A 21,756-nucleotide genomic window follows, 5' to 3' on the forward strand; every position below is an offset into this window, starting at 1 on the left:
GCCAGTGGTGCCGCCTTGAGCGATGAAATCGGCCTCGAGTTCGCGCCATGCAGGAACTGCAATGGATCGGCGTATTGGCGTTCACATTCTACGTAAGGGTCAAATAGATCGTGTGGCAGCGGGGCATCCCAAACGGTTGTTGATACGTTGCGCGGTACTGGACACATACTCCCCCCTTCAGCATGGCGGGAGTCCGTAGCATCCCTCAACCGGTATATGCCGTTCATCTCCCTGCGACAGAACAATTTTAAACGACCCTGCGTTTCGTCAATCAGGTAATTATTCGAAAGGTTCGCAGGTTCTGAAATAAACGACTTTAGAAAAGCTACGACCAGCGAAACGATGGCTCCGACAAAGCCCAAAACAGCGCCAAGCAGGGGTATGATTGTCTCGAGGAGGAAATCACGACAGCGAGAGTATATTTCGCTCGCCCCGAAAGGTTCAGACGCATAATGTCGATAGTCCCACCTGACAGGACTGTCGCCAAACAAAAACGCTCCAACGCTCACCAGCGTTAGAAACAGACAGACGCCGAATAGGGCGCGTTCGCGTTCCATGAGATTTCTCCCGGCCGCGACATTAACATAAGTCAAACTCGGAGAGTACTGATTGCAGGCGAAATGAGAAACAAAATCCAGTGAAATCAAGCTTGGCCATGAGGCTTATGTTCGCTAAAACTTTTCCAACGCCGAAGGCTTTCCACGTCGTGCAACCTCATAGTGCTGGCATAGCCCGGGCCGCGCCTTCGCCATGCAGACCTGTGCCGGCAGCCGCATGGGTCATCGCTCATTCTACTCCCATTCAAGAATGGTTTCGATTTCCGCGATCCTGGCTTTGATGGCTTTGACCGCCTCTAAGTTGCTGGGCGTCCTTCTAATGAAGAAATAGCTGCTTTCGATCACGGCAAGATCATCTCGCAAATTTGATAATTCTATCCGAAGCTCTGTGGTGCCCGGTTCGTCTGTTCCCATTTCTGGCTCCTCTGCTATGAGGAGGACCAACGTATTTTACCCACAACGGTTCCAGCTTGGTCCGTCGCGTCACCCAGCTTTACAAACTGCTCGTATCGTTAGACGCCCTGTTGCGTTGGTGCGAATGGAACTTAATTCGCCCTCTTTCATTTCCTGACATTGAGGGGAAAGTTTTATGGCGAAAAACCGGAGTGCGATCGCAGGCAAATCGTTGCGCAAGCTGATTTGCGACCCGCTTTTCCGTGCCGCGATGGCGACCCGACTTCCTGCGCGCGAGACTGCGGATTTCGACGACCTCTTAAGCCGGTTGGAGGAAGCGGAAACTCAATACAAGCGACGGACTGGTCCCGGCGGTATGGCAGGAATGTTCAAACCCGACAAAAGCTAATGAGGACACGATCATGCTTTGCGAAGAATTTGACCATCCTTCATCTCGAACACTCCGTCATGGCCGCCTTGTCCAATGAAATCGCGACTAAGCTCTCCCCAGTGTCCGAGGAATTGTCCGCAGCTGCTGCAATGGATCGCGGTTGTACTGCGAACATCGTCGGGGACATCTAGATAAATCGTACCGCAGGCTTTGCAGTCCAACTTGTGATTCAAGCGTTCCATTCTCGTCCCCAAGCTCCATTTTTCGCCGTTCGTCAGCTATCTTTTCTTCAATTTGCGCAGTTCTGTTTCCCTGGAAAGCAGCACATTTTGATGCACCACCAAAGCAATATTATCTGCTACCCGGATGATTGCTGCCAGAACTTCGTGGAACTGAACTCCGTCTCGCCATCATACCTCTCCGACAACGCGAGCGACAGGGGCTTCCTCTGCTTCGGGTTGCGGCGATTGTATCAGGTTTTAATCGGGTAGGGGGCGTTGCAGTTTCTTCCGCCGGCGCAGTTACGGGGTAAAGCTATCACGCGCCCCGCTTAGCACCACGACATGCTTGCCCTTATTATGAAAGGTCCGGGACATGCGATCTCTAAGGCCGTTGGAGACACAGAGCCTTTTTGCCTCACGCCGGCCAAGTTCCAAGATCGCCGGAGCAACACCCGGGTCGAACAGAATCACGTCGGCCATCTGCATGGCCCGGACAGATTTGAGCGTCAGCATTTCGGGATCGTCTGATTCGACATGGATGAGTGACCGCGTGACCGTCAATTCTGCATCCGCAATTTCATGGGCTGAGCCAAGGAGCGACTGTTCACTCGGCACTTCCGCGGAAGCAAAGACGCGATCGACGAAGCCTTCCCAGAAGCGGCGGCGCTGCGGTCCCGGTTTCAAAAGCTCGCCCACGCGGCCGCGCACAGATTTGGCCAGGTGCGCCCATTGTGCAAGCGAGGCAGGGAGCAGGGCTTCAAGGCGTCGGCGGATGGCTTGGCCCAGTATGGGTGCGGCTCCGTCCGTCGAAATACCGATTACAACGGGTGAGCGATTTACGATGGAACCAAACTGGAACTGGCAAAAGCCGGGTCGGTCGATAATATTGCATGGCACGCCGGCTTTGATGGCCGCTTCAAGGAAATCGCGCGCCTCATCGTCCGTTGGCACGTCAGCAACCGCAATCGTCGCACCATCGAAGCTCCCGTTATTCCAGGCGCTGCGATGCTGAATCAGGCTCATGCTGCCGATCACCGCCGCCATCTCTTCACTCAATGTCCGGGCGTACACGTGGACTTCGGCACCCGCTGCGGCAAGCAACTCGGCTTTCCACGCTGCCGGTGCACTGCCTCCGGCAACCAATGCGCGCTTGCCCGAAAGATTGAAGAACACCGGCAACACGGCGAGGCTGCCGATACTTGATGCGGGACTACTCTGCAGCTTCGACAATATTTGCATCAATGATCCCCCTGATTTCGGCACGGCATGAACCGCAGTTTGTTCCAGCCTTCAACGCTTCTCCTACCGCTTGCACGGTCTGGCAGCCGCGACGGGCGGCGGCCGCAATTTCATTCTTCCCGACTGAGAAACACGAGCAGACGATTGCGCCCTTGTCGGGCATATCCCTGCCTGGCCTGCCGGCCAGCAGTTGATAGCGCTTACGGGCGTCGGCAAACTGGCCCATCAATTGCTCACAGGCCCAACTGCGTGAAACCGTGACCGGCTCGCGCGCCGCATAGAGCGCGCCGATCAGCGTTCCTTCAGCGAAGGCTGCCATGCGATGCTGGCCATGGCGGTGATCGTGATAGGCGAGCAGGGGCAGGTCAGAATCAATGCCGAACAAGTGTCGGGCATAGTCAGCCCAGTCCTCCGGGACCTCGATGCCGGCCAGCTCAAGCCGGAATCCGCCCCTTGTTTTCGCGAGAGCCCAATAATCGCCCTCTAGAGCGTTTCCGCTTTTCTTCGAATCGCGAAAGCGCTCTATCTCTTTGTTTTTATGCAATTCCGGACGGAAAACCGTTGCACACTTTTCCTGGAATTGCTCCAGCATCGGCTTTTCCCGCAGCATGGCGAAGCCATACCAGCGAGCCTGAAACGGCGTGACGTCTACCTGCGCCATTTTGAGCGCTGGTTGACCGGAGAAAGGGTCGACATTAGCCGTCACCAGGCAATCCACGCGCGCCTTGCCGGAAAATTGCCCTGTCCAGTGCATGGGCACGAAGACGTTGCCCCGCGCCTGCCGATCCGTGAGCAGCGCCCGTACGATGATCGCGCCGTGGTCGTTTTTCAAACTCACGAGACGCGCATCTTCTATACCAAGTGCTTCAGCATCGAGCGGATGGATTTCGACAAAGGGCTCGGCAAAGTGTGCGGACAGGCGCGCGCTCTTTCCTGTACGCGTCATCGTATGCCAGTGATCGCGGATGCGCCCAGTGTTCAGTGTAAACTGAAATCGTGGGTCGGATGCTTCACCATTGGCGGGATGCACAGGAATGAAGCGCGCACGCTGGTCCGGTGTGAAGAAGTTGCCATCGGCAAAAAAGCGGGTCTCCGCCACGGCTTCTCCAGGCTTTTGCGGCCACTGGAAAGGCTGAAGCGCATCATAATCATTGTCAGTGATTGCAGCGTGTGCGCTGATGTCGAAGTCGCGGCTGCCATGGTTTGCGTAGCCCGACAGCGCCGCATGTTCGGCAAATATTTGTGACGGGCTTTCATAGGCAAAGTGCTCCGAAAATCCCATGCGCCTGGCTACTTGCGTGATGATCCACCAGTCGGGCTTTGCGTCGCCCGGCATTGGCAGGAATGGCCGCTGCCTGCTGATGCGACGCTCGGAATTGGTCACTGTGCCGTTCTTTTCGCCCCATGCGGCGGCCGGGAACAGGACATGACCATGGCAAGTCGTATCGGTTCTTGCATTCATGTCGGAAATCACGACGAACGGGCAGGCCGTCAGGGCCTCGACAACCATGTCCGCCTCCGGCATGGACGTGGCCGGATTTGTCGCCATGATCCACAGCGCCTTGACCGTTCCATCGCGGACGGCCCTGAAAAGATCGACCGCCTTCAGTCCCGCTTGGTGGGCGATTGACGGCGACATCCAGAAGTCCTGTACCAAAGCGCGGTGCGCTTCGTCTTCGACGTGCATATGGGCCGCAAGCATGTTTGCCAGTCCGCCCACCTCGCGCCCGCCCATGGCGTTGGGCTGGCCGGTGACGGAAAACGGGCCCATGCCAGGGCGCCCGATACGACCTGTCGCGAGATGGCAGTTGATGATTGCGTTGACCTTGTCCGTACCGCCAACCGACTGGTTCACGCCCTGGCTGTAGACCGTCACCACGCGCTCTGTCGTGGTAAATAGGGTGAAAAATGCTCGTAACTGCGCGGGAGAAATGCCGGTCCGCGCGGAAATACTGCGCAGGTCATGGCTCGACGCAATGGCCAGTGCCGCGTCCAAGCCGGATGTATGTCGATCGACATATGCGTGATCCACTGCGCCCTGGGCGGCAAGAAACCCGAGCAGGCCGACAAACAGCGCGGCGTCGCCGTCCGGGTTGATTGCGAGGTGCATGTCCGCAATGTCGGCCGTCATCGTGCGGCGCGGGTCTATGAGAACAATGCGCATTTGCGGACGTCTGGCCTTGGCCGCAGCAATCCGCTGGTAGAGGACCGGGTGACACCAGGCCAGATTGGAGCCGGTCAGGATGATGAGATCCGCCAGTTCCAGATCCTCATAGGTACCTGGAACCGTATCCGAGCCAAAAGCCCGGCGATGCCCGGCCACTGACGACGACATGCACAGGCGGGAATTGGTATCGATGTTGGCCGAGCCGATAAAGCCCTTCATCAGCTTGTTGGCGACATAATAGTCTTCCGTCAAAAGCTGGCCGGACACGTAGAAGGCAACGCTGTCGGGACCGTGCTGCCTGATCGTATCCGAAAAGCGGGCGGCAACAAGTTCAAGCGATGCGTCCCAGCTGGCCGGCTTTCCATCGATCTGCGGCGCGAGCAATCTTCCTTCCAGATCGATGGTCTCGCCAAGAGCGGAGCCCTTCGAGCAAAGACGCCCGAAGTTGGCGGGGTGATGGGGGTCACCCTTGATGCCAATGGCTCCGCTCTCCTCCCTTGTGGCGAGAACGCCGCAACCCACGCCGCAGTAGGGGCAGGTTGTACGAACAGTTGTTTGGGCGACGATATTCTCCATTCTATTCTGCCGCGACAGCGACTAGTTCGAGCGCGGCAAATATCCTGTCGCCATCAAGCCTCAGGGCAACAGTTTTCACGCTCCCTTCGTCAGCTCCAAGTGCCTTGCCCGTCTCCAGGGAAATCACCCAATTGTGCAAGGGGCAGGTGACTGATGCGCCATGCACGATGCCTTGGCTAAGCGGTCCTCCCTTGTGGGGGCAATGATCCTCAATGGCGAAGATCTGATCTTCCATGGTTCGAAAGACCGCAATCTTGCCTTGCGGGGTTCGCACGCACCGTGCGCCGCGGCGGGGAATATCGTTGATGGAACCAATTTCAACCCAGTCGTTCATGACCAATCACTCCGCAGCCTGTGCATAGCCAATGGTCGCCATCGGCTGGAACTCGTGTTTGTCCACACCGGACACCCGCTCCGACCAGGGATCGACTTGGGCAAACTTCTGGCTGAAAACGAACCGGTCGAAATATCCCTTCCGCTTTTGCGCATCCCCCATGATCTGGCGGCGAATTTCATCGAGGCCGACGCGCTTCGCCCACTTGTAGATGCGTTCAAGATAGCGGCCCTGTTCCCGGTACATCTGCGCCAGTGCCACAACGTGCTCCAGCGCTTCGTCCTCTGTCTTTACCAGCCCAAGAACTTCGGTGCCCTTGATGTCGAGGCCGGCAGCCCCGGCAAAATGGATCTCGTAGCCGGAGTCCACACAGATGATGCCGATGTCCTTGCATGTAGCTTCAGCGCAATTGCGCGGACAGCCAGATACCGCCATCTTGAGCTTGGCCGGTGTCCAGGAACCCCACATGAATTTCTCGATTCGAATGCCGAGACCGGTGGAATCCTGCGTGCCGAACCGGCACCAATCGGTACCGACGCAGGTTTTTACCGTGCGCAGGCCCTTGGCGTAGGCCTGACCCGACACGAATCCGGCCTTGCCGAGGTCGGCCCAAACGGCGGGCAGATCCTCCTTCTTGATCCCCAGCATATCGATACGCTGGCCGCCAGTCACCTTCACTGCGGGAATGTCGAACTTGTCGACCACGTCGGCGATCGCACGCAATTCCTTGGAACTTGTCACGCCGCCCCACATGCGCGGGACGACCGAGTAGGTACCATCCTTCTGGATGTTGGCGTGTACCCGTTCGTTGATGAAACGCGACTGGTAGTCGTCCGCATATTCATCCGGCCAGTCCGCGACTAGATAGTAGTTGAGCGCCGGGCGGCATTTGGCGCAGCCGCAGGATGTCTTCCACTCGAGTTCCTGCATGACTGCCGGAATCGACTTCAGATTTTTCGCAACGATCAGGCGGCGCACATCGTCGTGGCCGAGGTCCGTGCAACTACACATCGGTGTCACGGCCGAGGGATTGTAGGAATCGCCCAACGTCAGCGACAGGAGCTGTTCAACAAGCCCCGTACAGCTTCCGCAGGAGGCCGAGGCTTTCGTGTGGGCCCGCACATCGTCCAGCGATGTCAGGCTCTTGCCCGTGATTGCTCCCGTTATCTTCCCCTTACAAATGCCGTTGCAGCCGCAGATTTCCGCGTCATCTGGCAAGGCTGCAACGGCCGCCATAGGGTCCAGCGGGGACCCTCCCTGATAGGATTGGCCGAAGATCAGGGTGTCACGCATCTCCGATATGTCGGTGCGCTTCTTGGTAAGGTCATGGAACCAGGCTCCATCGGAGGTTTCGCCGTAGAGCACGGTGCCGATGATGCGGTCGTCCTTAAGCACGAGACGCTTGTAGACTCCAGCCGCGGCATCCCGCAGCACGATCTCCTGCCGGTCGTCGCCTTCGGCAAGATCGCCAACCGAAAACACGTTGATGCCGGTGACCTTCAGTTTGGTCGGTGTTTCGCTATGAACGAAAGCCGCCTCGTTGTTGCCTGCAAGTTGTGCTGCAACGACCCGCGCCATCTCATAGAGCGGAGCGACGAGGCCATAGCATTGACCGCCTACCTCCGCGCATTCACCAATGGCGAAAATATCCGGATCCGAGGTGCGCATGCCTGCGTCAGTCAGGATACCGCGATTGCAGTCAAGACCGGCTTCCTTGGCAAGCCAGCTGTTTGGCCGGATGCCAACGGCCATCACCACCAGATCGGCGGGGAGGGTTGTTCCATCGGCGAGCAACACACCCTCAACTTTCTTCTCGCCGATGATCTCCTTGGTGCTGGCCTTGGTCATCACGCGTATGCCGCGCTGCTCGACGGCCTTTTCCAGAAGATAGCCGGCCGCGGGATCAAGCTGTCTTTCCATCAGGGTTGGCATGACATGCAGAACGGTCACATCCATATCGCGGGATTTGAGGCCGGCGGCTGCTTCGAGACCAAGCAATCCACCGCCGATGACGATGGCTCGGGCCCGCGACTGAGCGGCGAGCAGCATGGCCCTCACATCATCGAGATCGCGATAGCTCAGAACACCCGGTAGATTATTGCCCGGTACTGGCAGCATGAAGGGGGAGGAGCCCGTTGCAATCAGCAGCTTGTCGTAGGTTTCAGTGGTTCCGGCGTCGGACGTCACCGTCTTCGCCTGACGGTCGATGTTGATCACCTTGTGGCCCTTGTACAGCATGATCCCATGCTTGATGTACCAGCCATCGCCGTGAATGATGATTTCCTCGTATTCCTTTTCGCCGGACAGTACCGGCGACAGCATGATCCGGTCATAATTGACACGCGGTTCGGCGTTGAAGATCGTTACGTCGTAGGCGTGGGGCGCCTGCTCGAACAGATGTTCCAATGCGCGGCCGGGAGCCATGCCATTGCCGATGATGATAAGCTTCTGTTTCTTCATGGATCGGATTCCGGTTTCAATAATCATGCGAAGGCAGGCCGCCGCTGCATTTGCCGGATGGAGAGATGCATCCAGATGAGCGAGACGACGACAACAAGGAAGAGCAGCATGAAGCAGCTGGGCCAAAGACCGGTGAGGTCCTTGAGAAGGCCGAACGCTATGGGAAGGAAAAAGCCGCCAAGTCCGCCCACCATGCCGACGACGCCTCCTACTGCACCGATATTGTCGGGGTAATACGCGGGAATATGCTTGTAGACGGCGGCCTTGCCGAGGCTCATGAAAAAGCCGAGCACAAAAAGCACAATCACAAAAACGGTCGATGAAATGGCAAGCGTGCCAGACTGAGGTCCCACAGCCGGCGGCATTGAGAGAACGAGCGTCGCCGCGCTGGCCACGGCCAGCGTCATATACATTACTTTGCGAGCGCCAATCCTATCGGACAAGACACCGCCATAGGCCCGGAAAATGCTGCCGGGGATGGAATAGGCAGCGGCGAGCATGCCTGCTGATTCAAGGCTGAAGCCATAAACGCCGACAAGATAGCGTGGCAGCCAAAGCGCCAGGGCGACAAATCCGCCGAAGGAGAAAAAATAGTAGAGCGAAAAGCGCCAGACCTGGAGATCTTTCAGCGGCGCGAATTCGAGAAGGATGCTTTTGGGCTTGTCCTTGCGCAAACGACGTTCGCGGAAAGCGGGATCGTCCGTCGTCGTGAACCAGAAGACCAGCCCCGTAAGAGCCAGCACAGCGGCCCATATTTCCGCAACCGCCTGCCAGCCATAGGCGACAAGGACAAAAGGTGCGAGAAACTTGGTGACGGCAGCGCCGACATTCCCTGCGCCGAAAATGCCGAGTGCCGTTCCCTGTTTTTCCTTGGGAAAGAACGGTGACACATAGGCAACGCCGACAGCAAACGATCCGCCGGCAAGGCCGAGGCAAAATCCGGCCAGCAGCATTTGCGGGTAGGTCGATGCATAGGCAAGCAGGAATGTCGCGAGTGCTGCCCCAAGCATTGTCAGTGTGTAAACCACCCGTCCGCCATAGCGCGTGGTCCAAACGCCGAGCAGGATGCGGCTAAGGGACCCTGACAGAATGGGCATGCCGGCGAGCAGGCCAAACTCCGCTTCGTTGAGACCGAGCTGCTGCTTTATCCGAATCCCTATGATGGCGAAAATAGTCCAGACGGCAAAACAGACGGTGAATGCGGCCGTAGAAACCCACAGGGCGTGCCGCGCCTCCTGTGCCGGTGTTCCGGTGGATGAACCATCCTTCATCATGCTTCCCCTCAAACGCTGTGGCCATGCGGCCGGTTGAGCCATAAAAAAACGCCGCTGGATGGAGTGCATTCCTGGCCATGCCTGCGGAATGAACTCGCCCGAGCGACGTCTGTGTCTTTGAAAGCACCCTATGCCGGTGCCTGCGGTTCCTGTCGTCATTGACGGAACAAAAATATCAATGCAATCCGCGTGCCAGTTTGGTAAATAAAGTGCAACAGATTGTTTTTTAATGTCTATTTTTACTTTTGGCGTTTTTTGCCAGCAATGTTATCTGGCCAGCGAAGCGAGAGGTTTGTGCAGTTGCACCGCGGCGGTGCAAAATTATTGTGCAGAGCACAAAATCGCGTCACCTATACAACGGTCTGCTCGGGGGCTTTCGGCACCTGTGTCGGGATATCGAACTCTGCAAGATAGGCGGAGATGTCCAGCGGATTGAACACCGTTCCGTCGATGAATCCGTCATCCGTTGCGCCTCCTTCAACGCGTGAATCGTTTGAAGGAATATCCAATCGCGAGCCTAGGGCCTTGCGGTACAGATCCGGACGGAATGCCGCGGCAGCCTGCCGGCTGGTCCGGGGATCGTAGGTCGCTTGTCCCCACCGCACCATCTGGCTGAAGATCCACTGCGCCTGACTGATCCAGGGAAAGTTGGCGGCGCCACGATGAAAGGAAAAATACTCCGGTACTGTTCGTTCCGCGCCGTCAGGATCGGTGGTGAATTTGCCAAGCAGGACCCGATGAAGGATGCCAGCCGAAGCGTCAATATAGCGTGGCGCGGCAAGAACCTGCGCCAGTTCACGCCTGTTTTCGTGGCCGTCGCACCATTCCGCGGCCCGATCAAGCGCAACAATCAGCCGGGACAGGGTTTCAGGGTTTTGTTCCGCCCATTCCGGTCTCGTTCCGACGATCTTTTCCGGACTGGATGGCCAGATGTCTTCCTTGACCGCAACGATCCGGCCGACTTCGCGTTCCACGGCAAGCATGTTCCAGGGGGCGCCGACACAGAACCCGTCAATAACGCCTGCTGACAATGCATCGGACGTCATGGGAGGCGGCACGACGATGAGTTTCACGTCATGATCCGGGTGAATGCCGCCGGCTGCGAGCCAATAGCGCAGTTCGTAATTGTGCGACGAGTATGGATAGGTGATGCCGAGGATCGGCAAATCCTCGCCTTTGGAGCGCATGTCGTCGATTACCAGCTTGAGCGCCCTGGCATTGGTCAGGGCGTCCTCCCGGCCGTCAAGCTCCGCCTTGGCCTGCATGCGCCGATAGAGCTGCACCGAAAGCGTGATCGCATTGCCGCCGCGCCCAAGGGAGAACGGTGCGATTACCGGTGACGGGTTGGACCCGAGGCCAAGCGCAGAGGCCACAGGCATGGGCGCAAGCATGTGCGCGATGTCGAACTGGCGGAATGCCAGCCGGTCACGAATATTGGCCCAGGAGACGTCCTTGACCAGATCTAGCTGTATGCCTTCCCGTGCGGCAAAGCCAAATTCGGATGCGGCAATGAGCACGGATGCGTCGACGAGCGGGATGAAACCTGCGCGTACGAGCCGCGTACGTTCACTCCGGATCGCCGCTGGCGCGGCAATGCCGTTGCCTTGGCTTCTCTCAATTCCGGTACGAATGAAACTCATTGCCACGCCTTTCTAACCGCCTAGAATTGACGCAGCCATGACGACGCTCTGCGCAATATCAGCAAGCTTTTTCTTTTCGTTCATCGCGGTCTGCCGCAACAGTGCGTAGGCCTCGTCTTCCGACAACTTGCGGGATTTCATGAGTATGCCCTTGGCGCGCTCAATGATTTTTCGTTCCTCGAGGGCACTTTTAGCGTCGGCCAGTTCCTGTTGCAGCCGGCTGAAAGCCTTGAAACGGCTCACAGCCATATCAAGGATGGGCTTCACCCTTTCCTTCTTCAGGCCGTCGACCACATAGGCGGACACGCCGGCCTCCACCGCAGCTTCGATCGAAGAACTGTCCGAACGATCGACGAACATGGCGATGGGCTTGCGGACGGAGCGCGTCAACTGGAACAGGTGCTCCAGCATGTCGCGGTTGGGCGTCTCGATATCGATGACGATGACATCGGGACTGATCACTTCGATCTGGCGCGCGAGCCCGACAATGTCGTGGATTACCACCACCCGATCATGGCCTGCCTCCCGCAACCCTTCCTCGATAATCGAGGCACGAATGCGGTTTTCATCAAAGATCATGATGGATAGGGCAGTCTTCATGCCTTAATTTTGCGCATGCATGATTATTGTGCAATGCTACATTCAGCCACACGTCATCCAAATATGCCCCTGCTCAACCCAGAGATGTGAGGAGGCTCAGCTTTCGTCCGTGGCTGTCAGGGACGCCCCGGGGCGATAGAGCAGTATCGGCCGGATTTCATACACTGCAGTGGGATTGGCACGGCGCAGATCGCGCGCGACTGCAATGGCTGCATCAAGCGTCGGGCAATCCACCACATAGAAGCCGAGCAACTGCTCCTTCGTCTCCGCAAAGGGGCCATCGATGACCATACCGGCATCCTTGCCTCGCAAGGTCACGGCACGCCCTGTTGGACCAAGTCGTGCAGCCGGGCCCAAACGTTTTTCCCGAACGAGGCGATCATTGACCTCCAGAAGTTCGGCCATCAATGCCGCATCTTCCTCCTTGGTCCATGACTCGACCACTTCCTCCTCGTGATAGGCCAAGATGGCGTAGAACATGCATCCTCCTCGTTGTTGCAATCAATTGCCTTTAATGGACGCCAGCCTTTCATGCAGTCAGATCATACTGGCATGCGCGCGGCCCGCCCGGTCAATCTCCGACGGGTGTGTCGGGCCCCGGATCGCCGCCGGCCGCTGCCACGACCAGCCTGCGCAGATAGTGGTTCCAGCCCTTTTCGTGGCTCGCACGCTCTTGCTCGTTGGGCAGCCCACTATGGGTAAAGCGAACAAGTGTGCCGCCATCTATCTCGACAAGGTCAATCTCGACCAGGGTTGATCCTGGTGGTACTTCGTCGTGGTCTTCCCAGCCGAAACTATAGGCAAGGCGGTGAACCGGAATCACTTCCGTGAACTGGCCGCGGGCCGTGTGCGTGTCATCCATGCTGAGAAGATAAATGCCGCCAGGATGCGGCTCGACCTGTGCCCTTGTACCCATCCACCGCAGAATTTTGTCTGGGTCGGTGAGAAAGGCGAAAACAGTTGCCTGCGGGGCGGCGATCTCGATCTCACTGCGAAGTGTCTCGGTCATCGGCGATACCCTCCGGTTGGGAACGCAATCCAATGTTCAGGATCGGTACAATGTAAGCAAATCGAGATTTCACGCAACCATGGAAGCCTCGGGACGCGAGCGAGTAAATTGACGCAATCGCAACGGGATATTTGGACTTTGCGCTGCGATGGTATCGCTGCATAGTGGGATATGCGACTGCCCTCTGCTCTTTCCTTCCTGGTCGACAAGACGATCGACGTGCCTGACGGCAACGCCTTCCTGACCGCCCTTGCAGCGCAGCTTGTTGCCGATGGTATGCCGTTGGCGGGCGGTGCACTTACACAAGCGGCACCCCATCCGGTCATTGGCCGGCGCGCGTGGTTGTGGCGCGCCGATACGGGAAGGGTAATAGAGGCGCTGGGGCTGGCCGGCCACGGCGATGCAGAGCATGCGGATGTTGGCCGAGACTGGCTGTCCGGTCTTGGTACCGGTGTTGTGCAGGAATATTTCGTCGATGGCGCGCCTGACGGCACGGTGCTTGGTTGGGCTGCGACCCGGGCATTCAGCGAGGCCGAACTGGAGTTGCTGGGTGAGGTTTCACGTTTCGCAGCGGCGCCGCTTGCCTTGCTGGCTTCGCGCTCGACCTTGGCCGCGTTGCTGGCGGCCTATCTCGGGCGGCGCAGCGCGGCGCAGGTACTGGCCGGTCGTCTACGCAGAGAGCCCGGCGAAACGATAGAAGCCGCGCTGCTATATGCCGATCTTCGCGGATTCACGGAATTGTCGGAATCGACCGAGCCGAAGGAGGTCATCCTCGCACTTGACGCCTGGTTCGATCGGATCGCCGGAGCGGTTCACGCCTTCGGCGGCGAAGTCCTGAAATTCATTGGCGATGGGGTGCTGGCGATCTTCCCCATCGGTGAGCAGCGCGACGCTGCAGCTGCATGTGACGCGGCGCTGCGCGCTGTCGCCGCTGCACGCGCCGGGATGGATCATCTTCAGCATATCCGTGCTGCGCAAGGCCTCCCGCAACTGGCATTTGGTACGGCACTGCATCTTGGCGAGATGCTTTGGGGCAATATCGGTACTGCCGACCGGCTGGATTTCACGGCAATCGGGCCGGCTGTCAACTTCGTGAGCCGACTGGAAGGTCTATGCCGACCGCTGGGTCGGACAGTGTTGCTCTCGGGTGCATTCGCGGCTGAAACGAAGCAGCCGCTGGTCCCCCTCGGCGAGCGCGGGCTGCGGGGCATTGCCAAGCCATGCTTGGTATTTGCGCTGCCATCGTGAAGCGCTGCATGGGACTTCCACAGCGACCTTTCAATCAACCAAGTCGAGCACCACGTTGCCGACAAGCTGTCCAGCCTCAACGGCTTCATGGGCAGCCACGATCTCCGCCAAAGGAAAACGCGCCCCGATCGTATGGTCTAGCGCGCCGGTCCTCAGCATCGTATCGAGATCGGCGATCGCTGCGGCGCGATCATCCGGTTGGAGCTCGTACACGAGAAAGAATTGCAGGGTAAGACTTCTGAACAGCAGATCTCCGAAGGGTACAGCATTGTCACCGGGTACGTTCGATCCATAGCAGACATATTTGCCATGAGCGCCGAGAATTCCGGCCGAAAGCAGACGTGCCGTGGTCGAGAAATCCATGTCGATTACGGCGTTGACGCCATTCCCATTCGTCAACTCCAGCACACGGGCGGCCACGTCGGCTTTCTTGTAATCGATGATGTCAGTTGCTCCGGCACTTCGCGCGTGGCCGGCTTTTTCGGCCGATGCGGTACCGATCACCCTGGCGCCTCGTGCCGCGGCCATCTGCGTCACGTAATGGCCGACAGCAGACGCCGCGCCGGTTACAAGCACGGATTTGCCCTTTATCGGAGCGAGCAGATTGACGGCGTGCATCGCCGTCAGGCCGGGAATGCCAAGGCAGGCGCCAACAGCAAAATCGACGCCGTCAGGAAGACCGACAGCCTGTTCAGAAGGTAGCGCAATAAATTCGGCGGCCGTGCCCATGGCGCGCTTCCACTGGCCGTTCCAAAGCCAGACACGCTCACCGATGCGGCTTTCGGGCACACCTTCACCCACCGCCTCGATTATGCCGGCTCCATCACTATGCGGAACAACCCTTGGGCCGGGCACAGGCCGCCCACGCCGTGACTTTACATCCGAAGGATTGATACCCGAGAAGTGAACCCGAACAAGTACCTCGCCGGGAGCGGGCCGCGGCGTGGGTAGTTCGCCTACAACCAGGACATCCCGCGCAGTTCCATTGCGCTCGTACCAAGCGGCTTTCATGATTGTACTCCAGCTCCTCGACATGCGCCGGCCGGCGGATCCGCGACGACCAGTTTGCTGACGCTGCATCGTATCATCGGCATCGGACGCAGGGAACGGCTTTGACACTGAGCGAGGCCACGTTTGATCGACCATCGCAGGTACAAGGAATGCGCCGTGGAATGAGCAATTTCGTATGTTTGATACGCATAAACTGATCAAGTTGATCCTTGAGTTTGAATCTCCATTGGCATACTAATGCCGCATCAGGCCGGGCCCCTCTGGCAGTTCTTCTGAGCTGTGATGTCGGACTGAATGTTCAACCGGATGGCCTGGCCTCGTGGAATTCAATCGACCGTAATCTCCTCGCGTTTTTGATCTGCCCTTGGCTCAGAAAGAGCCGGTCGCGGATATCAATGTCGTGAATTCGGTCGTTTCGCGAACCCTGGCATCCTGTGATGGAAAATCGGGTACGACATGAGCGAACTCTTTACTGCCGAAGCACTCTCCGCCTTGCTCCAGGTCATCATGATGGATCTGGTTCTGGCGGGTGACAACGCAATCGTCATCGGTCTGGCGGCAGCCGGACTGCCGCGTGAACAACGAAACAAGGCCATTTTCATTGGTATTATTGCGGCGACAGTGCTCCGCATTATCTTTGCCGCCGCCACAAGCGTCATTTTGCAAATCATCGGCCTGTTGCTCGCCGGCGGCATTCTCCTGCTGTGGGTCTGCTGGAAAATGTGGCGCGAACTGCGCACGAGCCACGCCGAAGAAGTCGAGGCCAATGAGGCGCTGGAAGGAACCGGGGCCAATGGCGACGCAGCGATTACGGGAATTCCGCCGCGCAAAACGCTGGCACAGGCAACCTGGCAAATCATTGTCGCGGACGTATCGATGTCGCTCGACAATGTGCTGGCCGTGGCAGGCGCGGCACGCGATCATCTGGAAGTGCTGGTGTTCGGACTGGTCCTGTCGATCGCGCTCATGGGGCTGGCCGCGAGCTTCATTGCCCGCTTGCTCCAACGCCACCGGTGGATCGCCTATGTCGGTCTTGCGATTATTCTCTATGTGGCGCTGGAGATGATCTACCGCGGGTCAGCCGAACTCGTTGCATATGCGAGTACCCATTCCCTTTAGGGATTGGAGACTGGAACCATACGAGCCGTCGAGACATGTCTCGACGGCATTCGCTATTGTGTTGCCCGACGTTCTGCAGTCAGCCCCGGCGAACGGACAGTATCGCGCTGTAGGGATAGGGCGTGGCGATGGAAAGGCGATTGCTCTGATTGCCTCCGAGTACCCGTGGCCTCGAACCTGAGGTGTCGACCAAAAAACCGACGTGACCCTGCCATGGCTCTGTACCGCGCTTGAACACGATGATGTCGCCAGCCTTCCAATCGGCTCTCGGTACGCTTCTGCCCCAGCGCTGCCAGGATCGTGACGCTTTGCTGTCCGTGCCTTGTTTGCCTGATCGTTCGACACAGAAGTTGACGAATGATGAGCACCACGCGACCTCATCGGGTGCCGCACCACCAACTGTCGTTGAATGGTACAGGGTGATTCTCCGGTTGTTGTGACTTTCGCCGGGAATCTCGGCGACATCCATCAGAAGCTCGTCTTTCGCTATTTGATAGGCTGTCATGCTTCTGGCGACATTGTCGCGAATGAGAACGGAGCCAAATACGATCTCCTTGCGCAAACTGTAAGGGACATCCACCGGAATTCCGGGCTCGATTTCGGTGACATCGTCCAGATGTGGATTAAGAGCAATCAACTCCTCCTTGGACATCTGGGCTGCTTCTGTAAGAGTCTCCCAGTTGTCATCCACGCTCGTATATATCGTGCCTGTCTGATAGTTGGCCATCTTACCCTCCGCTAACGCCGTTGCCCCGGCGAGCGGTGAGTGTAGGATTCGTGCAGGACGCAGCAATACGCCAGTGTGGGCTAGCCCATCGGGGTTACACGTGCGGTCGGCTTTGCAAGAAAAGGGGTGCTGTGCGGCGCTTTGATGGCGCCGCACAGCAGGTGTCAATGAGCCGCTGACGGCGCCTCTACTACCGGCTTGCTTTTCCTGCGAAACGCACGCAATGCCACATAGAAAACCGGCGTCAGGAACAGCCCGAAGAAGGTGACGCCCAGCATCCCGGAGAACACAGCCGTACCGAGTGACTGGCGCATTTCTGCCCCGGGGCCCGTCGCGATCATCAGCGGTACGACACCGAAGATAAAGGCAAAGGCAGTCATCAGGATCGGACGCAGGCGCAGGCGGCTGGCCTCGATGGCGGCCTCTACCGGTGTTGCGCCTTCCTCCTCGTGTTGCCGGGCAAACTCTACGATCAAGATCGCGTTCTTGGCGGCAAGGCCGATAAGGACGACCAGTCCTATCTGCGTGAGGATATTGTTGTCCATGCCCCGCAGGCTCACACCTATGAGAGCTGCGAGTACAGCCAGCGGCACGATCAGGATAATGGCTAGCGGCAGGATCCAGCTTTCATACTGCGCCGAGAGTGCTAGGAAGACGAAGATGACCGACAATCCGAAGATGAAGATGGCGGTGTTGCCTGTGCTGCGTTCCTGGAAAGCCAGTTCCGTCCAGTTGAAGGTTGTGCCGGCCGGCAGAGTCTGGGCCGCCAATGCTTCCATCTTGTCGAGCGCGTCGCCTGTGGAAACGCCGGGAGCTGGATTACCCTGCAGCGGGACCGATACGTACATATTGTAACGTTGCACCAGCGAGGGGCCGGTCGTATCCCTGATGTCAACCAGCGTGCCGAGTGGCACCAAAGCACCCGTCGACGAGCGCACCTTCAGATCAAGAATGTCGGCACGTTCCATGCGATATTCCTGATCAGCTTGCGCACGCACTTGATAAACGCGCCCGAAAGCATTGAAATCGTTGACATATGAGGTGCCAAGGTTGATCGACAGCGTCTCAAAGATGTTGGGTATCGGAACGTTGAGCGCCCGCGCCTTGTCGCGGTCAATTTCGAGGAAGTATTGCGGGCTCGAGGCGGAGAATGTCGTGAAGACGCCGGTCAGGCCGGGGGTCTGATTGGCCTGTCCCATCATTTGATAGGCAAGGGCGAGAACACGGCGCATGTCGGAACTGTCGCGATCGAGCAGCTGCACCTTGAAACCGCCGGAATTGCCGACACCACGAATGGAAGGTGGCGGTACCGCAATGATGAACGCTTCCTGGATGCTCTGGAGGCTGCCAAACAGCTGGCCGATGATGGAGTCGGCGGTCTGGCCGTGCTTGAGCCTCTCTTCGAAAGATTCAAATGGCGCAAAGACGACGCCTGAATTCGAGGCATTGGTGAAGGTGGCGCCGCTGAAGCCAGCGAAGGCAACGGCATTGCTGACACCTGGGACTTTCCTGACGATCTCCGACGCGCGCTTGATAACGGCGTCGGTTCTCTCCAGAGACGCGCCATCAGGCAACTGCACGACGACGATGGCATAGCCCTGGTCCATGGTGGGGATAAAGCCGCGTGGCACAGTGGTCGCCATGTACCAGGTTGCACCAAGTAGGCCCACAAAAACGACAAGGCTGGCAATAAGCGCAGTCGTCGAACTGACAAGACCCCGGATGATCCGCGAATATCCGTGAGCCATCTTGTCGAACCCGGTATTGAACCCGTTTGCAAGCGTCCGTCCAAATCGGGTCAAGGGATTGCGCGGTTCCGCATCGTGCTCGTGAGGACGCAGCACGATGGCAGCCAATGCCGGTGAAAGCGTCAATGAATTGAGCGCGGATATTGCCGTCGCGACTGCAATCGTCACGGCAAACTGTAGATAGAACTGTCCGGTAATGCCCGGAATGAAAGCCGTTGGTACGAAGACGGCAATGAGCACCAGCGAAATGGCGATGACGGCTGTACCGACCTCGTCCATGGTGACATGGGATGCTTCCTTGGGCGTCATGCCGCGCGCCAGATTACGCTCGACGTTTTCGACCACGACAATGGCGTCGTCGACGACAATACCAATGGCAAGCACCAGCCCGAACAGCGTCAGCATGTTCAGCGAGAACCCAAACGCCAGGAGGAATGCCAGTGTACCGATGAGCGAGACGGGGATGGCGACGATGGGGATGATGGCTGTCCGCCACGATTGCAGGAAGATCAGCACGACAAGTGCGACGAGGATCACGGCTTCGATGATGGTCTTGTACACCTCGTTGATCGATTCCGAGATGAATTCCGTTGGATTATAGACGATGTCGTACTTCAGTCCGTCCGGGAAATCCTTGGCCAGATCGTTCATCGTCGACTTGATGATGTCAGCTGTTTCCAGGGCATTCGTGCCCGGCCGGTTGAAAATGCCGAGTGCGACTGCAGGACTGCCGCCAAGATAACTGTTGGTGACATAGTCCTTCGCGCCGAGCTCGACACGCGCGACATCCTGCAACTGTACAAGCCGGCCGCTTTCCGTAGCCTTGACGATGACATAACGGAACTGCCTCGCATCGCTGAACCGGCCTTGAGTCGTCACTGTATATTGGAAGGCGTTCGTTCCGGAGGATGGTGGTCCGCCAATGGAACCGCCTGATACCTGCACGTTCTGCTCCTGCAGGGCCTGGACGACGTCACTCGCCGTCATGCCATAGGCCGCAAGCTTTTGCGGGTCCAGCCAGATGCGCAGGGAGAATTCACGCTCGCCGAAGATCGTCAGATCGCCAACGCCGTCCAGCCGCAACAGCACATCGCGAATGCGCGACCGGGCGTAGTTCGAGACATAGAGCTGATCGTAGCGGTTGTCCGGCGACAGAAGATGAATCACCATCATCAGGTCCGGTGAGCTCTTCGTCGTCGTGATGCCAAGCCGCCGCACTTCTTCTGGCAGGCGTGGTTCGGCTATGGATACCCGGTTCTGGACGAGGACCTGTGCCTTGTCGAGATCGGTACCGAGCTTGAACGTGATCGTGAGGGCCATGGAGCCGTCGGCAGTCGAATAGGACGACATGTAGAGCATGTCTTCGACGCCATTGACTTCCTGTTCGATGGGCGTGGCCACCACATTGGCAATGGTTTCGGCATCGGCTCCCGGATAGGAGGTGCGTACTACAATCGTAGGTGGAGCAATCTCGGGGTACTGCGCAACTGGAAGTTGCGTGTATGCGATTCCTCCAACGATGAGCAGGACAATGGAGAGAACGGAAGCGAAGATAGGCCGGTCGACGAAGAAGTGCGCGAACCTCATTGGCTGGCTCCTGCCAGGGCAGGCGCTTCCTGCGGTAGAACGATCAGTTCCGGCTTGACCTTCACGCCGGGACGAATCCGCATCAATCCATTGACGACAATGGTCTCATCGCCCGTCATGCCCTCGCGTATCACGCGATAACCGAAGAGTTTCGGCCCAAGTCTCACTGGCTTTGGCGTAACGGTACCGTCCTCGGTGACGACAAACACAACGCGTTCATTCTGATCCGAGCCGATTGCATCGTCAGGTATCAGAATCCCCTTGTACTTGTTGGAGGCGGCCACTTCGACACGGCCAAACAGTCCCGGCTGCAGGATGAGATCGGGATTATCGAAACGGGCGCGCACGCGCATCGTTCCGGTTGCCGCGTCAAGACGGTTTTCAGCGAAGTCGAGCTTGCCCTTGACCGGAGGTTCGTTGGAGTCGGTCAGCCTGACGGTAACTTCCAGCCCGCCCCCGCCTTCCTGCAGGATCTGGCCGTTTTCGCGGGCCGTGCGTGCATAGTTCAGCAGGTTGCGCTCATCCACATCGAAGTAAAAATCGATCGGATCGAGCTGGACGATCGTGGTGAGGATTGTATCGTTTGCATTGACCAGATTGCCGACCGAAATGAGCCTGCGGTCAATGCGGCCGTCCTGCGGTGCAGTGATATCCGTATACATCAGGTTCAGCTTGGCGCCATCGACACTCGCCTGGGCGCCGGTGACGCTGGCCTGTCCGGCCAGAAACGCGCGGCGCTGGTCATCGAGGGTGGATACGGACAATGTGCCGCTGCCGGTCAACGATTCCGTGCGCTTGAACTGGGCCTCGGCATAGTTCAGCGTCGTCTTGGCGACCTCCAGTGCAGATTGGGCTTGCTGAAGCGCGGTCACGTAGGGCCGCTGGTCGATCGTGAAAAGAGGGTCGCCCTTCTTCACCAGAGCGCCGTCCTTGAAGTGCACCTGATCGAGATAGCCATCGATGCGGGACCGAACGGCCACTTCATTGACAGCTTCGAACCGTCCAATGAACTCGTCGGCGTCGATGACGTCGCGCACGACCGGTTTTGCCACCGACACTGGGGGCGGGGGTGGCGCGGCGGCTTCCTGAGATTGTGCTGCAGTTGCCGAAAGGAAAGCGGCGATCACGCCGAGCCGCGCGGTTGAAAGGAGTGTTCGTGACAAGGCAGGCCTCCATGACAGTCAGACTCTTGATGTGTCACGCGAGATAAAGTGTCAGGGCAATCAACTGGTTGGAGCAGTTGGAGCAACATTTCCGCGGACGATCAAGTCGGGTAACGCAGTCAAAACGCAGTCAATAAACAAAAGCTCGATATGTTGCCGTGGATGCTTTGACAAGACCCGCACATTGCGCATTCACAACAGTTTGCGGTCTATTAATACGGTCTCTCAAAGCCCACGTCTGCACACTTGCACAGTTCGATTTCGTTGTCATCTCGCAATTGCGAGAGGAGAA

Annotated in this window: 17 protein-coding genes; 3 read left to right on the forward strand and 14 right to left on the reverse strand. The window is 58.0% G+C overall.

Annotation, left to right across the window (positions count from 1 at the left end; translation table 11 throughout):
- Positions 1 to 791 precede the first annotated feature (791 nt).
- Complete coding sequence (locus K9U38_RS02800; RefSeq protein WP_224492798.1) at positions 792 to 971, reverse strand: hypothetical protein; 180 nt, start codon at positions 969 to 971, stop codon at positions 792 to 794.
- A 175-nt stretch (positions 972 to 1,146) separates the two neighbouring features.
- Here K9U38_RS02800 and K9U38_RS02805 point away from each other — a divergent pair, with 175 nt between their 5' ends.
- A complete protein-coding gene (locus tag K9U38_RS02805) occupies positions 1,147 to 1,359 on the forward strand; it encodes a hypothetical protein (RefSeq protein ID WP_224492799.1) in 213 nt (70 codons plus the stop codon).
- A gap of 503 nt (positions 1,360 to 1,862) precedes the next feature.
- On the opposite strand, the gene K9U38_RS02810 is transcribed toward K9U38_RS02805, so the two are convergent.
- From K9U38_RS02810 to K9U38_RS02850, 9 genes are all read right to left on the reverse strand, one after another.
- Positions 1,863 to 2,801, reverse strand: coding sequence for a precorrin-2 dehydrogenase/sirohydrochlorin ferrochelatase family protein (locus K9U38_RS02810; protein WP_224492800.1), 939 nt, complete (start codon positions 2,799 to 2,801; stop codon positions 1,863 to 1,865).
- On the reverse strand, positions 2,773 to 5,544 hold the full coding sequence (locus K9U38_RS02815) for a nitrate reductase (protein WP_224492801.1): 2,772 nt from the start codon (positions 5,542 to 5,544) through the stop codon (positions 2,773 to 2,775). Before K9U38_RS02815 ends, K9U38_RS02810 begins: the two co-directional genes overlap by 29 nt.
- A 1-nt stretch (position 5,545) precedes the next feature.
- Positions 5,546 to 5,878 (reverse strand): nitrite reductase small subunit NirD, encoded by a 333-nt coding sequence (gene nirD, locus K9U38_RS02820; RefSeq protein ID WP_224492802.1) that lies wholly within the window; start codon positions 5,876 to 5,878, stop codon positions 5,546 to 5,548.
- Between the two features lie 6 nt (positions 5,879 to 5,884).
- On the reverse strand, positions 5,885 to 8,338 hold the full coding sequence (nirB, locus tag K9U38_RS02825) for a nitrite reductase large subunit NirB (protein WP_224492803.1): 2,454 nt from the start codon (positions 8,336 to 8,338) through the stop codon (positions 5,885 to 5,887).
- A gap of 23 nt (positions 8,339 to 8,361) precedes the next feature.
- On the reverse strand, positions 8,362 to 9,609 hold the full coding sequence (locus K9U38_RS02830; RefSeq protein ID WP_224492804.1) for an MFS transporter: 1,248 nt from the start codon (positions 9,607 to 9,609) through the stop codon (positions 8,362 to 8,364).
- A 353-nt stretch (positions 9,610 to 9,962) separates the two neighbouring features.
- Positions 9,963 to 11,252, reverse strand: coding sequence for a CmpA/NrtA family ABC transporter substrate-binding protein (locus K9U38_RS02835; RefSeq protein WP_224492805.1), 1,290 nt, complete (start codon positions 11,250 to 11,252; stop codon positions 9,963 to 9,965).
- A gap of 12 nt (positions 11,253 to 11,264) precedes the next feature.
- Positions 11,265 to 11,852, reverse strand: coding sequence for an ANTAR domain-containing response regulator (locus K9U38_RS02840; protein WP_224492806.1), 588 nt, complete (start codon positions 11,850 to 11,852; stop codon positions 11,265 to 11,267).
- A gap of 96 nt (positions 11,853 to 11,948) precedes the next feature.
- The gene (locus K9U38_RS02845) at positions 11,949 to 12,332 is read right to left on the reverse strand and encodes a YciI family protein (RefSeq protein ID WP_224492807.1); all 384 of its coding nucleotides are present in this window, start codon (positions 12,330 to 12,332) and stop codon (positions 11,949 to 11,951) included.
- Positions 12,333 to 12,423: 91 nt separating this feature from the next.
- Positions 12,424 to 12,861, reverse strand: a complete 438-nt coding sequence (locus tag K9U38_RS02850; RefSeq protein WP_224492808.1) for an SRPBCC family protein — start codon at positions 12,859 to 12,861, stop codon at positions 12,424 to 12,426.
- 171 nt (positions 12,862 to 13,032) lie between these two features.
- On the opposite strand from K9U38_RS02850, the gene K9U38_RS02855 reads away from it, so the two are divergent.
- A complete protein-coding gene (locus K9U38_RS02855; RefSeq protein ID WP_224492809.1) occupies positions 13,033 to 14,109 on the forward strand; it encodes an adenylate/guanylate cyclase domain-containing protein in 1,077 nt (358 codons plus the stop codon).
- A gap of 30 nt (positions 14,110 to 14,139) precedes the next feature.
- On the opposite strand, the gene K9U38_RS02860 is transcribed toward K9U38_RS02855, so the two are convergent.
- Positions 14,140 to 15,120, reverse strand: a complete 981-nt coding sequence (locus K9U38_RS02860; protein ID WP_224492810.1) for an NADPH:quinone reductase — start codon at positions 15,118 to 15,120, stop codon at positions 14,140 to 14,142.
- A 456-nt stretch (positions 15,121 to 15,576) separates the two neighbouring features.
- On the opposite strand from K9U38_RS02860, the gene K9U38_RS02865 reads away from it, so the two are divergent.
- Positions 15,577 to 16,239, forward strand: coding sequence for a TerC family protein (locus K9U38_RS02865; RefSeq protein ID WP_224492811.1), 663 nt, complete (start codon positions 15,577 to 15,579; stop codon positions 16,237 to 16,239).
- Positions 16,240 to 16,318: 79 nt separating this feature from the next.
- Here K9U38_RS02865 and K9U38_RS02870 read toward each other — a convergent pair whose 3' ends face one another.
- From K9U38_RS02870 to K9U38_RS02880, 3 genes are all read right to left on the reverse strand, one after another.
- Positions 16,319 to 16,966 carry a TIGR02594 family protein gene (locus tag K9U38_RS02870; RefSeq protein WP_224492812.1) on the reverse strand — a complete coding sequence of 216 codons (648 nt, stop codon included), beginning with the start codon at positions 16,964 to 16,966 and terminating at the stop codon, positions 16,319 to 16,321.
- A gap of 164 nt (positions 16,967 to 17,130) precedes the next feature.
- On the reverse strand, positions 17,131 to 20,301 hold the full coding sequence (locus K9U38_RS02875; protein WP_224492813.1) for an efflux RND transporter permease subunit: 3,171 nt from the start codon (positions 20,299 to 20,301) through the stop codon (positions 17,131 to 17,133).
- Positions 20,298 to 21,464, reverse strand: coding sequence for an efflux RND transporter periplasmic adaptor subunit (locus K9U38_RS02880; protein WP_224492814.1), 1,167 nt, complete (start codon positions 21,462 to 21,464; stop codon positions 20,298 to 20,300). Before K9U38_RS02880 ends, K9U38_RS02875 begins: the two co-directional genes overlap by 4 nt.
- Between the last annotated feature and the right edge of the window lie 292 nt (positions 21,465 to 21,756).

This window comes from Phyllobacterium lublinensis (assembly GCF_020164435.1).
Taxonomy (GTDB): Bacteria; Pseudomonadota; Alphaproteobacteria; order Rhizobiales; family Rhizobiaceae; genus Phyllobacterium; species Phyllobacterium lublinensis.